This window comes from Pseudomonas sp. AFG_SD02_1510_Pfu_092 (genome assembly GCF_003331055.1).
Taxonomy (GTDB): domain Bacteria; phylum Pseudomonadota; class Gammaproteobacteria; order Pseudomonadales; family Pseudomonadaceae; genus Aquipseudomonas.
The window spans coordinates 26,047-39,770 of sequence record NZ_PUQD01000033.1 but is presented as its reverse complement, the minus strand read 5'-3'; the positions used below and the strand labels follow the sequence as shown (position 1 = coordinate 39,770).

Sequence of the window (13,724 nt, the reverse complement as noted above, 5' to 3'; positions counted from 1 at the left end):
GGTACTCTCCGCTCAGTTCAGGTCATGGCCGAAGTTGCCACCGCTCACCCCGAGGCTGACGGGCACCGCGCGCCCGGGCTCGCTGCCTTTGGTCTTGCCGAGCAGGTAGAAGTCCCGGTCGCTGGGTTCGACGAATCGTTCGGTGGGCAGGCGCACCGCCTTGGCATCCACAGGCTTGGCCAGGTGCGGCGTCACCAGGATCACCAGTTCGGTTTCACCGTTGATGAACGACTGGCTGCGGAACAGGTGGCCGAGTATCGGCAGGTCCCCCAGCCCGGGGAAACGGCTGACGAAATCGCGGGTGTTTTCACTGATCAGGCCGGCGATGGCGATGGTCTGGCCATTGCCAAGTTCCACCGTGGACTCGGCGCTGCGCTTGGTCAGCGACGGAATCACCTGGGTCACACCATCACCCAGAATGCTGTTCAGGCCCGTGTCGAGCACCAGCGAGTTGACGTTGGAAAGCTCACTGACCGAGACATTCAGGTTGAGGTTGATGCGCCCGGAGTCGAGCACCACCGGCAGGAACTTCACGCCGACACCGAATTCCTTGTACTCGATGGTGATGCCGTCATCCTCGGTGATCGGGATGGGGAATTCGCCACCGGAAATGAACTCCGCCTGCTGGCCGGTCAGCGTGGTCAGCGTGGGCTCGGCCAGTACCTTGGCCGAGCCATTGTCCTTGGACGCTTCCAGCACCACGTTGAAGAGGAAATCGTCGGACAGGAACTGGGCGAACAAGCCTTTGCCGCCGCCAATCAGCGAACCTGGCGACAGGATCGAGCCGCCACCGGGGCTCAGGCCCAGCCCCTGGCCGTTGTTGAAGCCACCACCGCTCCAGTTGCCGGAGCTGCCAAGGGCGTTGAAGCGCACATTGAGGTTCTTGATCAGGCTGCGCTGCATCTCCGCCACCTTGACCTCCAGCATCACCTGCTGGCTACCACCGACGCTGAGCAGGTTGATCACCTCCAGCGACTGGGCCGGGGCCACCTCGGCGGCTTCACCCTTGCCTTGCACCACGCTCGAAGTCTGTGCGGCGTAGGTCTTGGCCACTTTCATCGCCGTGTCCATGGCCGCCGCGCTGCGTACCTGGCCGCGCAGCACCAACGCGCCCTGGGCACTGAACACCTCGATGTTCTCCTCGGGCAACAGCTGGTGCAGTTTGGTCTTGAGCCCGGTCAAGTCATGCACCACCTCCACATCGAGGGTGTCGATCAAGCGGTTGCTGCCGTCCCACAGCAATACGTTGGTGGTGCCCAGCGAGCGACCGAGCAGGTAGAGCTGAGTCGGGCTGGTGATGAGGATGTCGGCGATTTCCGGGTTGCCCACCGAGATTTTCCGCACCGGCGTCCGGGTGCTGAGCGTGCGCGACTTGTAGATGGGTACCTGGACCATGTTGGTGTTGGCGGCCGGCAGGGCGCTGTATGCCGCCCCCGGTTCAGCTGCCTGCACCAGGCCAGCGAACGACAGCTGCGTACCCAGCCCGCACAACAGGTACAGCCCTAATCTCTGCAAAGTATTCATTCACTACTCCTTGCGAGGTGATCTTGTTCCCGCCGAAGGATGGCTATCCGGATCTCGTCCGCCTTAAAACCTGGTTTTCGCGACTTCGACTTCAGTGCCGCGGATAATCGTCACCGCGCCACCGTCACTGCTGCGCTGCACGACCGGCCTGGGTTGTGGTTTGACGGCTGCTGGCGCGGCCTTGACCGGCTCGACAGCGGCAATGGCTGGCGGCTGTTTGCGAGCATCCAGCGGGTTACGCAGGGCCAGTTGCAACTTGCCTTCCGATTGCGCCTTGACCAGCACCTCGGCCTCTTTGGCCGACATCTCCAGGGTCACGGCACGGACCACCACCGGTTGGGTCTTGTCGGTACCCGCCGTCTGGTCCACGGCCAGTACTCGCAAGTTCTGCAGCAGGGTTCTGGACTCGGCGTCATTGCTGCTGCCATCGCTCTGCCTGGTCGCCAGCACATCGACCCGGTTACCCGGCAAGAGGAACCCGCCCACGCCCACCACATCGTCCACCCGCACCGAAATGGCCCGTTTGTCGGGGGCGATCAACGACGCCAGGGTGCTGCCGCCCAAGTGCTCGGCAAGGCGCGCACTGCGCAGTACGTCGCCGCGCAGCAAGGCGAAGGTGGCAATCTTGCCCAACACCTTTTCGTTGCTGTCGAACGCATCGTCGGGCACTGCGTCCTTGGGCATACGAACGATGGCGACCTGCTGGGCCTCGATCATCTGCCCGAACGGGATCTCCACCGTGGCGACCACCACGTTCTTCATGTTGTCATCAGGGGTGCTGTTGAGCCGTCCATCCAGCCAGTTGTTGGCCATCCAGGCAGCGCCAAGCCCCAAGGTCAGGGAAACGGCAACCAGGGTAAGCGTACGGGCACTCATGTGTGATCTCCTTAACCAAGGAAGTCGATCTGGACGAAGTAGCTATGCCAGGCCCATTTCAGTTCCTGCTCCGACAACGGGCCATCGCCACCCAGGTAACGCTGGCGGTCCAGGGCCATGTTCAGCAGGTCGCGAGGGTGGCAAGGCACCAGCGGCACGCCTTCGGCCTCGTACAGCGCCTGGAGCGCGTAACGCAACAACGAGGGATCGTAAGCCAGGCCCAGGCGTTCGCATTCCTGGCGCCAGATGCGTTCGTACTGGTCGACTTTCAGGTAGCTGAACTGCAGCTTGTAGCCAATACGCCGCAGGAACGCCTCGTCGGCCAGCTCCAGCGGGTTGAGGTTGGTGGAGAACACCAGCACCAGGTCGAATGGCAGTTCGCAGTGCCGGCCGCCCCCCAGGCTGAGGAAGTCGCGCTGCTCTTCCATCGGCACGATCCAGCGGTTGAGCAGTTCGGCCGGGGCCATGCGCTGGCGGCCCAGGTCGTCGATGATGAACAGGCCATTGCTGGCCTTGAGTTGCAGGGAGGCCTGGTATTGCCGGGTACTGGGATCGAAGCGGACATCCAGTTGCTCCATGCCCAGTTCGCCGCCGGTGATCACCACCGGACGTTTGCAGCGCACCAGCCGCCGATCGATACCTTCGTTGAGCAACAGGCTGGCGGGTTGGCCCTCCTCCTCCAGGCGCTGATGCACCTGGGGGTCATACACCTCGATGACCGACTCGTTGATCTCGATGGCATGGGGGACCCAGATCGACTCGCCGAACAGGCGGATCAGCCGGCTGCTGACGTAGGTCTTGCCGGTGCCTGCAGGGCCATAAATCATGATCGCGCGCCCGGAATTCAGCGCTACGCCCAGTTGATCGAGCATGCTCTCGGAGAGCACCACGCCCGTGAAGGCCGCATGCATGTCCTGCGTGGTGATGCGGCCATGGTGAATGGTCTGCAGCTTGAGCAGGTCACGGTAGGCATTTACCGGGAAAGGCGCCGCGCCAATGTAGCCGCTGCGCGCCAGGGCATCGCGGGCAGTACTGCGGCCGCGCTCGGTCAAGCCGTAGCGCAGCACCTGCCCACCCGTCTGTACACCGACCTGGCCCAGTACTTCGACGCGGCCATCCTTGCGCAGAAAGGCCAGCACTTCTTCCACCACCGCGCCGGTCAGCGCCAGGCGCTCCACCAGGCGCGACAGGTCCAGCGTGCCGGCGTCATGCAGGTGCTTGCACAGCAGATCACCGAGGAAACTTTCCGCCAGGCCGGTCTCGCGAACTGTACGTGGCTGAGGTGCCAGGCTTTGTACTGCATCCTTGTCACAGGCGCAGGCACCACGGTCTCTGAATGCGTACATCGTTAGCCTCCCAGGCTATAGGCCAAGCGGTTGCCAAATAAGGCTGCCAAGGGTTCCGGACAGGATCGCGACTGAATAAGGGAACGGTTTGCCTGCTACTTCATTCGCCTTCGGCGCGAAGTAGGCTTGCGCCGTCAATATCAACCAGTAGCGTTCCAGGGTCTGTTTCAACTGCCCGCGCACCAGCACTATCAACATGCCGCATACACCACCGGCAATCAGGCTGAACAGTGCTGCGCCAAGTGCGTCTTGTGGCGCAAGAAAGCTACCGACCATGGCCATCAGCTTGACGTCGCCGGCTGCCATGCCTCCCAACGCGTACATCGGAATGAACACGGCAAAGCCAATCAACATGCCCAGCACGCCATAACCCAGCCCGGCAAGTTCCGCGGCATGGACCTGGCCGGCCAACCCCAGCCCCAGCCCCAGCAAGACCAGAAAGTTGGGAATGCGGTGGTTACGAAGATCCCCCACCACCGCGATACCCAGCAGCCCTAGCAGCACGACAATGGCGAACAGAGACTCTGCTGACATTGCTGCATCCCCCTTGGGGCTTGATGAAGTTGTCAGTTCAAGGGGCAGGTGTGCCGCCAAGCGCAGTAATCAGCGCGTTGATCCTCCCCTTCACTGCAGTTCCCAAGTTGGTGAACGCAGTAATCAGGGCAAGGGCAACCAACCCACCGGCCACCGCATATTCCACGACGGTCAGGCCATCTTCATCTTCGACGAACTTCAGGACCGAAGCCTTGATAGTTTGCAGAGTCATTTCGCTCACCTCGCTAAGGACTTTATTTTTATTCCCGGCAGTGGTGTTGCACTGCCTGAGGGGAATCCTAGTCAGGGCGATGCAACAGTCGTTAGGAGTCTTTTGCGAATCACTAGGACTTTTTTGCGGCCATGTGCCATCACCCGAAGAGAGGCCACATCCCCCTTTGCAACAGGCGCGAAAAGCAAACATGAGAAGCACTTGCGAACGCATTCGCACTCGCTGGCGAACAGGCCTCGCGTCCCGTCGGCAAAAAGCGACAGGCGGTCACCCGGGCCGTGGCGAGAGAAAAAGCCCAAGCCCGTCTGGCATCAGGGTTCAGGCGGCATCATAGAATCTGCCAGGCAAAAATAAGCTGCACTAATAACCAAATCGATCAGCGAGCCGATGGCATGTTGTCAATACTGCAGCAGGTAGGGAAACCCGCCAGGAGCCGGTTAAGCATGATGTCTAACCCGGGCATAAAGCCCCTGTTGCTGTGGTTCGATCTGACACGGGATCGTTCCACCGAAGCGTTGATGGCACAGTTCAGCCATGTCTGCGAATGCAAACTGGCCAAGACCGTTGCGCATGCCGAACGCCACCAGGCAGACATGATCTGCATGCACTTCGATCGCCCCGACACCCTCAACCTCAATCTGCTGCTGGAGGTAAAGCGCAACTCACCTGCCATTCCGATCACCATGTTCACGGTACAGCACTCCGAAGAACTGGCGGTCTGGGCCATGCGTTCGCGGGTCTGGGAATACCTGGTATTGCCGCTTACAACCAGCGAGATGAGTCGCTACCTGGAGGTGCTCAAGCAACTCTGCGAGGTACGCCGCACGGTCAAAAGCCAGACAAATGCGCAGCAGATCGATCACCTGCCGTCACTGCCGGACAGCATTCGCCTGACCGGCGAACACCACAAGCACAAGGCGCTGAGCACGGTCATGCCTTACCTCGACCAGCACTTTCGCGAATGCATCGATCAAAAGGCGCTGGCCCAGCGCTGCGGCATGACCACTGCCCGCTTCAGCCGCCTGTTCAAGGAAATCAACGGCCTTGGCTTTCTGGATTACATCCTGAGCAAGCGCATGAACCTGGCCATGGACCTGCTCCTCAACAGCCAGATGCCCATCACCAGCATTGGCTATGAGGCCGGCTTCAAGGACCCCTCCTACTTCGCCCGCGCCTTCAAGCAGTTCACCAACTGCACCCCCAGCGAATACCGCCAGGCCCGCCAGCCGGGAGGGGCGGTCCGAGAAGCCGAGCCGTTGGAAGATGCAAACGCATCTGCAGTGGCTGGCGTCCTGACAAGTACGGCGTTTCACAAGAACCGCTGAAACTTCAGTTCGCCTAAGCTCGCGCCACCTGCTGCCGGACCACGATGCCGACCGTCGCCGTTCGGCATATCCCGCTAATCGAGAAGCGCGTAAACCGCAAGCACCTCCATAGCCGGTGTCATGCCCCCTTTTGTGCCGCACTTATCTAGAACCCGAACCTAGATCAAAAATCATCCACTACTTAATATTTAAGAAGTTTCTTACAAAATTTTAATACCTATCTGTAAATCATATTTGAAACTGCGATGAAATCCACAAAAAACATTGACACCCGCCGCCACTACAGCCTTATCTGAACACGCATACCGCTTGCTTCCAATGCCTGAAAATCAAGCAACCCAACCCATCCGAGCAAACAACAAAAAGCCCAGCCGGAGCCAAAAAATGAAAATAGTTATTGTCGGTTACGGTTCAGTATCCTCAGCCCTCCTCCCCCTTCTGGCCAGCGAACTTCGAAACGAAATCAGCTCACTAAAAATCATCGCCCCATGCATTCAGAATAAATGCACGCACGAGCATGGACTCACAATCGTCTGGTGCACCGAAACGCTGACGAGAGAAAACTACAAGAGCATTCTCAATGATCTGGATGAGGATACATTTCTCATCAACCTTTCAGTTGATGTAGCCAGCCTCCCACTCGTATTACTTTGCCACGAAAAAGGCGCACTGTATCTAGACACCTGCATCGAACCCTGGGCCGGAGAATATACTGACAATAAAATCGACCTGCGGCACAGAACCAACTATTCATTACGCGAGAGCCTGCTGGCAAAGAAGAAAATTCTTCGAAATGGACCGACTGCAGTCATCGCTCATGGGGCCAACCCCGGACTGGTATCTCATTTCGTCAAGCAAGCATTACTCAACCTTCGACGCGAATTGCACAGCCCACATGATCCAGTACCTGTCACACGTCAAGAATGGGCGCGACTGGCTTGGCAACTCAACATAAAAGCCATCCATATAGCCGAACATGACACTCAAGCGAGCAAGCATGTAAAAGCACCTGGCGAGTTTGTAAATACATGGTCTGTAGCTGGTTTCATCGGAGAAGCCTGCCAACCCTCTGAACTTGGCTGGGGTACTCACGAAGTCAAATTACCTGCGGAAGCCGTTTTCCATAACCCTGCCACTAAGAAGACAATTTATCTGAACCGCCCCGGTGCTTCTGTTCGTTTGAAAACCTGGACACCTGCTTATGGGCCAAGCTTAGGATTTCTTATCACACACAACGAGTCAATTTCATTAGCAGATTACCTGACTTACAACATAAGTAGCGAAAAGCATTATAGGCCGACTGTCGCCTATGCCTATCATCCCTGCAATGATGCCATTCTTTCTATCCATGAGCTCAACGGCAACTCACTGCGCCCACAGCAGCAGCATCGGGTATTACAAGGGCATGACATTATTGGTGGAGCCGACTATCTTGGCGTACTTTTAATGGGGCACGAGAAAAACGCCTACTGGTACGGATCCGTCCTAAAAAACTCCATAGCCCAATCCCTCAGTCCTGCAAGTTCAGCCACAACCTTACAAGTAGCAGCTGGTGTACTTGCTGGAGTGAAGTGGGCACTCAAGCATCCGCGACAAGGCATTGTAGAGTCGGAGGAAATGGACTTTCATTTTATACTGGGTGTTGCCCATAGATACTTGGGCGACATGGTAGGCACTTACACGGACTGGAACCCAACCAATATAAATGGCCCGTTTTTTTCGTGCGACGCCGACATGGGTGATGTCTGGCAGTTTGCAAATTTCCTGGAATAAGCACAAGGAGCGCTGACATGAGCTATAAAAAAACAGCAATCGGCCTAAAATGCTATGACTGGTCATCTGTCGACTTGCTGAAAAACTTGAGCCCGCAGACAATTGTCGGCTGCAAGAAAAAAATCGAGGCGCGACAACAACATTTTTGGCACGACATGAGTTCAGAGTTCGACTCAAAGCACTTTCTCAATTACCTCATGAAACGGACAGACTTGAATCTCAGCGATGAGTTTCTAGAATTTGTTTGCCTATGGCATCTTGACGAGCAGAATCACTACCGAGGGCTTCGCAAGATAAACAGCGTACTCTACAACCAAAGTGAAAACCTGATTGATCAAAGAATAAAATCCAGAAAGCCGGATTTCGGCTCAGTCTCGACATTCCTTCGCGACGAATTTACGATATTATTGTCTATAGCATTCGACGAAATCACCAGCACCAGAGCTTACAAACAAGACTTCGATCTTTTTGACAGCCTTGGCCCCTGCTGCTTGTCCACATGGATAAGATATGCAGCAAGGGATGAGGCAGCACATTATGGCAATGCCATGAAACTTCTGAAACTTCATCACTCGTGCCGATTCGAAGAAGCGCCAAGATTTCTGGACGACATCATCAACTTCGAAACCTCTCACAGATTCACATACCAAAACACTTTCATTTTCGATCACGACACCGACGATTTCTCATTAGACCTCCTGAATCGCAGTAGGCATACGATTCTTGAACTATTGAGAAGACCATCATGACTTGGCTGTATCTTTCACTCATGGCTCCACTTCTGTGGAGCCTGTCAAACATGATCGATAAATTTGCGATCAACAACATCACATCCAACTACATTTCTTTCATATTTCTATTAAGCGCTGGAAATATATTTTTTGCCGCCATAATTTATATCACAACACAACCAACCGACCTGGACCTGACAACCGCAAGCCTCAACGTAGTTTCTGGACTCGCTGTGTTCATGCAGTATTTCGCCTATAGCTATTCGTTAGAAGACATGGACGTATCGGTCGTGATTCCGATTCACCAATCAGAGCCACTGTTCGTTCTCATTGCTTCAGCGCTTCTATTCAATGCTATCCCTACGTACTGGCAAACAGGCGGCATTTTTTTGATAACGGGAGGCATCCTACTGTTATGTGCATCAGGCAAGACCGTCGAAGGGCTAGGCCAGAAAAAGCATATTCTGATGATTCTGGTTTCTGCGTTTTTTGGTGCAACATCAACGATGATCTCGGACGAGATACTTAAATTCAAGAGCCTGGAATCCGTACTGCTATTCAATTTCCTGGGTTATGCACTGGGCGGCTTCTTACTGCTCTCGATACCTTGCTGTCGACGCCTGATCTTCCATGACCTGAAACAACTGAACCTGCGGCAATTTGCAATCTTTGGCCTCACCAACACCTTTGATGTCGGCGGTTACATATTCTTCATGGCTGCACTGTCGGCGGGTGGTGGGGCTGCGCTGGTGTCCGTCGTCGTCAGCATACACCCGTTATTCGTTCTGCTATTCGGCTTCATAGCCACACGCTATTTTCCAAATTTCTTGACCGAGGATATTGCGCCAACCAGTCTGTCTCGCAAGATCACTTCCATCTTGGTCATCGTGGTTGGCGTTGCAGTCATATCACTGCATGATGGCTGAAACGGGAACAGGGACAATCAAAGCAACCCGTCCGCCCGCAACAACGTCTCCAGACAATGCTCCTGCACCCCATAAAACGCCTTGAGCTGGGCAATTTTCTCCAGCATCGCTGCGCTATCCCCTGCCTGGCGCCGCTTCACCGCAAGAATCATCTTGTTCTTGTTGGTGTGTTCCAGCGAAATGAACTCGAATACCTTGGTTTCATAACCGCAGGCTTCCAGGTACAACGCGCGCAGGCTGTCGGTCAGCATTTCGGCCTGCTGGCCCAGGTGCAGGCCGTATTGCAACATCGGCTGCAGCAACCCCGGGCTGTGCAGTTGCGGCCGGATCTGTTTGTGGCAGCACGGCGAACACATGATGATCGCGGCGTTGCAGCGGATGCCGGTGTGGATGGCGTAGTCGGTGGCGATGTCGCACGCATGCAGGGCGATCATCACCTCGATGGCCTCGGGCACCACGCTGCGCACGTCACCGCACTGGAACACCAGGCCCGGGTGTTGCAGGCGCGAAGCGGCGTCGTTGCACAGGTCGACCATGTCCTGGCGCAATTCGACGCCGGTGACCTGCGCTTCACGGCCCAGGCTGTTGCGCAGGTAGTCGTGCATGGCAAAGGTCAGGTAACCCTTGCCCGAGCCGAAGTCGGCCACCCGCAGTGCCTGTTCCGCCGCCAGCGGGGCGCTGGCCAGGGCGTGGTCGAAAACCTCGATGAACTTGTTGATCTGCTTCCACTTGCGTGACATGGACGGGATCAGCGCGCCTTGTGCATCCGTCACGCCGAGGTCACGCAGAAACGGCCGTGACAGCTCCAGGTAGCGCTTCTTCTCGCGATCATGGCCATTGCTCGGCGCGGCTTCGCGCGGTGCCTGTGCGCCGTGGCGCTGGAGCATCGGCTTGCCCTTCTTGCTGATGGTCAGTTGCGTTTCCCCGTCGGCGTCGAACAGGTGGGCGTTGCGGAAGCTGTCGGGCAGCAACTCGGCAACCAGGGCCTGGGCCTGGTCCAGGGGCAGGTTGCGGGTGATGTCGCGGGTCTGATGGCGATAGACCAGCGACAGGCACGGCTGGCCCTTGACCTGCAAGGGCTTGGCAATGATGCGTTGCAGGGTCTGGTCGGCACCGACATGGCGCGCCAGCACCAGTTTGACCAGCGTGTTGCCGTGCAGGGCAGCGCTCAGCAGGTCGAGAAACCGGGCGCGCGCATCCGGCGCGGAGGGAGCGGAAGAACTGGCGGACATGGGAAAGCGGTGCCTCGGATAACGGGAAGCGCAGGGCGCAATGTGCGCATTCTACAGGGCGCTACCGATCAGTCGAGAATCACCAGCCGATTAGGCAGCTCGTTGCGCGCATGGGTCGGCGGCACGTGTTCGCTGAGCAGCTCGCCGCACGCCTCGATGCACTCGACAAACCCTTGCAAGGTGCGGCCCTGGCGCACCTGCTCGGCCAGGCGGGCGACAATCGTCGCGCGCGTGGCGGCATCCAGGTAGTGCTCAATGCCGCGGTCGACCAGAATTTCCACATGCCGCTCCGCCTCGCTGACGAAGATCAGCACCCCCGTGGCTCCCGCCGTGCGCTGCAGGTTCTGTTCGCGAAACTGCTGCCGGGCCAGGCGCGAAGCGCGCCAGCGGCGCAGCGCCCGGGGTATCAGCCAGCCGGCCAGCCGTGGGCTACGCAGCAACAGGCACAGGCCGATAAACAGCAGCACGTTGGCCACCAGCAAACCACGCACGCCAGGCCAGCCCAGCAGCCAATGCAACAGGCCCGGCACGGCCAGCGCCAGCACAGCGGCCCACAACAACGGCCAATAGGCGTAATCATCGGCACGGCGAGCCAGCACCGTCACCAGTTCGGCATCGGTGCGCCGCTCGGCACGGGCTATGGCTTCAGCGATCTGGCGCTGATGGTATTCGTCGAGGGGGGTCATGCCATCGGTCTCTTGAGCGTTCTTATAGTTGTTGTCCCGGCATTCGGGGCTTCATCCGCTGGCGCGATATTCAGGCATAATCCGCCGCAGGAAGAAATGCCTGCAAATCGTACAACAATAGCCGCCTGAAAACCTCGGCCGCGCGCGCGTACCACCTGGATACGGCAGAGGCCCCACAACGGAATTGATGATGAAACTGTCTTTGCTGGGCCTGGCCATGGGCCTTGCCAGTCAGGCGGCCCTTGCCGCCCCCTCCGCCCCGCCCCTGCAGGACAAGCAGGCGTTCATCGAACATTTGATCAGCCAGATGACCGAAGCCGAGAAGATCGGCCAGCTGCGCCTGATCAGCATCGGCCCGGAAATGCCCCGCGACAAGATTCGCGAGGAAATCGCCGCCGGCCGCATCGGCGGTACCTTCAACTCGCGGACCGCACCCGAGAACCGGCCGATGCAGGACGCGGCGATGCGCAGCCGCCTGAAGATCCCGATGTTCTTCGCCTACGACACGGTCCACGGTGAGCGCACCATTTTCCCGATCGGCCTGGGCATGGCCGCGACCTGGGACATGGACGCCGTCGCCAAGGTCGGCCGCACCGCCGCCATCGAAGCCGCGGCCGACGCCCTGGACATGACCTTCGCACCGATGGTCGACATCGCTCGCGACCCGCGCTGGGGCCGCACCAGTGAAGGTTTCGGCGAAGACACCTACCTGACTTCGAAGATCGGCCAGGTGATGGTGCGCTCGTTCCAGGGCAGCAGCCCGGCCAACCCCGACAGCATCATGGCCATCGTCAAGCACTTCGCCCTGTACGGCGCGGTGGAAGGTGGGCGCGACTACAACACGGTCGATATGAGCCTGCCGAAAATGTACAACGACTACCTGCCGCCCTACCGTGCCGCGCTGGACGCCGGTGCCGGCGGGGTGATGGTGGCGCTGAACTCGATCAACGGCGTGCCGGCCACCTCCAACACCTGGCTGATGAACGACCTGCTGCGCAAGGAATGGGGTTTCAAGGGCGTCACCATCAGCGACCACGGCGCGATCCAGGAGTTGATCCGCCACGGCGTCGCCCGCGACGGCCGCGAAGCCGCCAAGCTGGCGATCAAGGCCGGCATCGACATGAGCATGAACGACACCCTGTACGGCGAAGAACTGCCGGGCCTGCTGAAGTCCGGCGAGGTGAGCCAGGGCGAACTGGACCAGGCAGTGCGCGAGGTGCTGGGTGCCAAGTACGACATGGGCCTGTTCAAGGACCCCTATGTGCGCATCGGCAAGGCCGAAACCGACCTGAAGGACTACTACGGCAACGACCGCCTGCACCGCGAAGCCGCGCGTGACGTGGCGCGCCGCAGCCTGGTGCTGCTGGAAAACCGCAACCAGACCCTGCCGCTGAAAAAGGCCGGGACGATTGCCCTGGTCGGCCCGCTGGCCGATGCCCCGATCGACATGATGGGCAGCTGGGCCGCCGACGGCAAACCGGCACATTCGGTGACCGTGCGCGAAGGCCTGCGCCGCGCCATGGAAGGCAAGGCCAAGCTGGTCTACGCCAAAGGGTCCAACGTGACCGGCGACAAGGCGATGTTCGATTACCTGAACTTCCTCAACTTCGATGCGCCGGAAATCGTCGATGACCCGCGCCCGCCTGCGGTGCTGATCGACGAAGCGGTGAACGCCGCCAGGCAGGCCGATGTGGTGGTGGCGGTGGTCGGCGAGTCGCGCGGCATGTCGCACGAGTCGTCGAGCCGCACGACCCTGGAAATCCCGGCCAGCCAGCGTGAGCTGATCAAGGCGCTGAAGGCCACCGGCAAGCCGTTGGTGCTGGTGCTGATGAACGGCCGACCGCTGTCGATCAGCTGGGAGCGCGAACAGGCCGACGCCATCCTCGAAACCTGGTTCGCCGGTACCGAAGGTGGCAATGCGATTGCCGATGTGCTGTTTGGCGACTACAACCCGTCCGGCAAGCTGGCCATCACCTTCCCGCGTTCGGTCGGGCAGATTCCGATGTACTACAACCACACCCGAATTGGCCGGCCGTTCACCCCAGGCAAGCCGGGCAACTACACCTCGCAGTACTTCGAGGAGCCCAACGGCCCGCTGTACCCGTTCGGCTATGGCTTGAGCTACAGCAGCTTCGAGCTGTCGGGCCTGAAGCTGTCGAACAAGGACCTCAAGCGTGGCGATACGCTGGAAGCCAAGGTGACGGTGAAGAACACCGGCAAGGTGGCAGGCGAGACCGTAGTGCAGCTGTACCTGCAGGATGTTTCGGCCTCGATGAGCCGCCCGGTGAAGGAACTGAAGAACTTCCAGAAGCTGATGCTTAAACCTGGCGAATCGCGCACGGTGAGCTTCCGCATCAGCGAGGAAGACCTGAAGTTCTACAATGGCCAGCTGCAACGGGTTGCCGAGCCTGGGGAATTCAACGTCCAGGTCGGGCTGGATTCGCAGGCGGTGCAGCAGCAGAGCTTTGAACTGCTGTAACTGACAGGTTTGCCTGTACTGGCCCTTTCGCGGGTAAACCCGCTCCCACAGGTACTCCGC

The 13,724-nt window shown here is 58.6% G+C and carries 12 protein-coding genes; 5 read left to right on the top strand and 7 right to left on the bottom strand.

All coding sequences use genetic code 11. The features are described 5' to 3' along the window. Nucleotides 1–12 precede the first annotated feature (12 nt). The 5 genes from C6A77_RS15265 to C6A77_RS15245 form a co-directional block, all read right to left on the bottom strand. Nucleotides 13–1,524, bottom strand: a complete 1,512-nt coding sequence (locus C6A77_RS15265; protein ID WP_241507428.1) for a type II and III secretion system protein family protein — start codon at nucleotides 1,522–1,524, stop codon at nucleotides 13–15. Nucleotides 1,525–1,587: 63 nt separating this feature from the next. Continuing rightward, the gene (gene cpaB / locus C6A77_RS15260; protein WP_114170220.1) at nucleotides 1,588–2,400 is read right to left on the bottom strand and encodes a Flp pilus assembly protein CpaB; all 813 of its coding nucleotides are present in this window, start codon (nucleotides 2,398–2,400) and stop codon (nucleotides 1,588–1,590) included. A gap of 11 nt (nucleotides 2,401–2,411) precedes the next feature. Beyond that, a complete protein-coding gene (locus C6A77_RS15255; RefSeq protein WP_114170219.1) occupies nucleotides 2,412–3,746 on the bottom strand; it encodes an AAA family ATPase in 1,335 nt (444 codons plus the stop codon). Between the two features lie 15 nt (nucleotides 3,747–3,761). Further along, the gene (locus C6A77_RS15250) at nucleotides 3,762–4,280 is read right to left on the bottom strand and encodes a prepilin peptidase (protein WP_114170218.1); all 519 of its coding nucleotides are present in this window, start codon (nucleotides 4,278–4,280) and stop codon (nucleotides 3,762–3,764) included. A 37-nt stretch (nucleotides 4,281–4,317) separates the two neighbouring features. Further along, nucleotides 4,318–4,512 carry a Flp family type IVb pilin gene (locus tag C6A77_RS15245; protein ID WP_114170217.1) on the bottom strand — a complete coding sequence of 65 codons (195 nt, stop codon included), beginning with the start codon at nucleotides 4,510–4,512 and terminating at the stop codon, nucleotides 4,318–4,320. A gap of 443 nt (nucleotides 4,513–4,955) precedes the next feature. On the opposite strand from C6A77_RS15245, the gene C6A77_RS15240 reads away from it, so the two are divergent. From C6A77_RS15240 to C6A77_RS15225, 4 genes are all read left to right on the top strand, one after another. Next, nucleotides 4,956–5,837, top strand: coding sequence for a DNA-binding response regulator (locus tag C6A77_RS15240; RefSeq protein WP_114170216.1), 882 nt, complete (start codon nucleotides 4,956–4,958; stop codon nucleotides 5,835–5,837). A 384-nt stretch (nucleotides 5,838–6,221) separates the two neighbouring features. Continuing rightward, complete coding sequence (locus C6A77_RS15235) at nucleotides 6,222–7,610, top strand: saccharopine dehydrogenase C-terminal domain-containing protein (protein ID WP_114170215.1); 1,389 nt, start codon at nucleotides 6,222–6,224, stop codon at nucleotides 7,608–7,610. Between the two features lie 17 nt (nucleotides 7,611–7,627). Next, nucleotides 7,628–8,359, top strand: coding sequence for a hypothetical protein (locus tag C6A77_RS15230; RefSeq protein ID WP_114170214.1), 732 nt, complete (start codon nucleotides 7,628–7,630; stop codon nucleotides 8,357–8,359). Further along, nucleotides 8,356–9,267 (top strand): EamA family transporter, encoded by a 912-nt coding sequence (locus C6A77_RS15225; RefSeq protein ID WP_114170213.1) that lies wholly within the window; start codon nucleotides 8,356–8,358, stop codon nucleotides 9,265–9,267. Before C6A77_RS15230 ends, C6A77_RS15225 begins: the two co-directional genes overlap by 4 nt. 17 nt (nucleotides 9,268–9,284) lie before the next feature. Here the strand turns inward: C6A77_RS15225 and C6A77_RS15220 are convergent, their stop codons facing one another. Together C6A77_RS15220 and C6A77_RS15215 are read right to left on the bottom strand one after the other, a co-directional pair. Further along, nucleotides 9,285–10,499, bottom strand: coding sequence for an SAM-dependent methyltransferase (locus tag C6A77_RS15220; protein WP_114170212.1), 1,215 nt, complete (start codon nucleotides 10,497–10,499; stop codon nucleotides 9,285–9,287). A gap of 68 nt (nucleotides 10,500–10,567) precedes the next feature. Then, complete coding sequence (locus C6A77_RS15215) at nucleotides 10,568–11,185, bottom strand: TPM domain-containing protein (protein ID WP_114170211.1); 618 nt, start codon at nucleotides 11,183–11,185, stop codon at nucleotides 10,568–10,570. 187 nt (nucleotides 11,186–11,372) lie between these two features. On the opposite strand from C6A77_RS15215, the gene bglX reads away from it, so the two are divergent. After that, the gene (bglX, locus tag C6A77_RS15210) at nucleotides 11,373–13,664 is read left to right on the top strand and encodes a beta-glucosidase BglX (RefSeq protein ID WP_114170210.1); all 2,292 of its coding nucleotides are present in this window, start codon (nucleotides 11,373–11,375) and stop codon (nucleotides 13,662–13,664) included. Nucleotides 13,665–13,724 lie beyond the last annotated feature (60 nt).

Excerpts from the sequence above, each read along its gene's own strand:
- C6A77_RS15225 (WP_114170213.1), top strand. The coding sequence starts at position 8,356 with ATGACTTGGCTGTATCTTTCACTCATGGCTCCACTTCTGTGGAGCCTG.
- C6A77_RS15250 (WP_114170218.1), bottom strand. The coding sequence starts at position 4,280 with ATGTCAGCAGAGTCTCTGTTCGCCATTGTCGTGCTGCTAGGGCTGCTG.
- C6A77_RS15245 (WP_114170217.1), bottom strand. The coding sequence starts at position 4,512 with ATGACTCTGCAAACTATCAAGGCTTCGGTCCTGAAGTTCGTCGAAGAT.
- C6A77_RS15255 (WP_114170219.1), bottom strand. The coding sequence starts at position 3,746 with ATGTACGCATTCAGAGACCGTGGTGCCTGCGCCTGTGACAAGGATGCA.
- C6A77_RS15230 (WP_114170214.1), top strand. The coding sequence starts at position 7,628 with ATGAGCTATAAAAAAACAGCAATCGGCCTAAAATGCTATGACTGGTCA.
- bglX (WP_114170210.1), top strand. The coding sequence starts at position 11,373 with ATGATGAAACTGTCTTTGCTGGGCCTGGCCATGGGCCTTGCCAGTCAG.
- C6A77_RS15240 (WP_114170216.1), top strand. The coding sequence starts at position 4,956 with ATGATGTCTAACCCGGGCATAAAGCCCCTGTTGCTGTGGTTCGATCTG.
- C6A77_RS15235 (WP_114170215.1), top strand. The coding sequence starts at position 6,222 with ATGAAAATAGTTATTGTCGGTTACGGTTCAGTATCCTCAGCCCTCCTC.
- C6A77_RS15265 (WP_241507428.1), bottom strand. The coding sequence starts at position 1,524 with ATGAATACTTTGCAGAGATTAGGGCTGTACCTGTTGTGCGGGCTGGGT.
- cpaB (WP_114170220.1), bottom strand. The coding sequence starts at position 2,400 with ATGAGTGCCCGTACGCTTACCCTGGTTGCCGTTTCCCTGACCTTGGGG.
- C6A77_RS15220 (WP_114170212.1), bottom strand. The coding sequence starts at position 10,499 with ATGTCCGCCAGTTCTTCCGCTCCCTCCGCGCCGGATGCGCGCGCCCGG.
- C6A77_RS15215 (WP_114170211.1), bottom strand. The coding sequence starts at position 11,185 with ATGACCCCCCTCGACGAATACCATCAGCGCCAGATCGCTGAAGCCATA.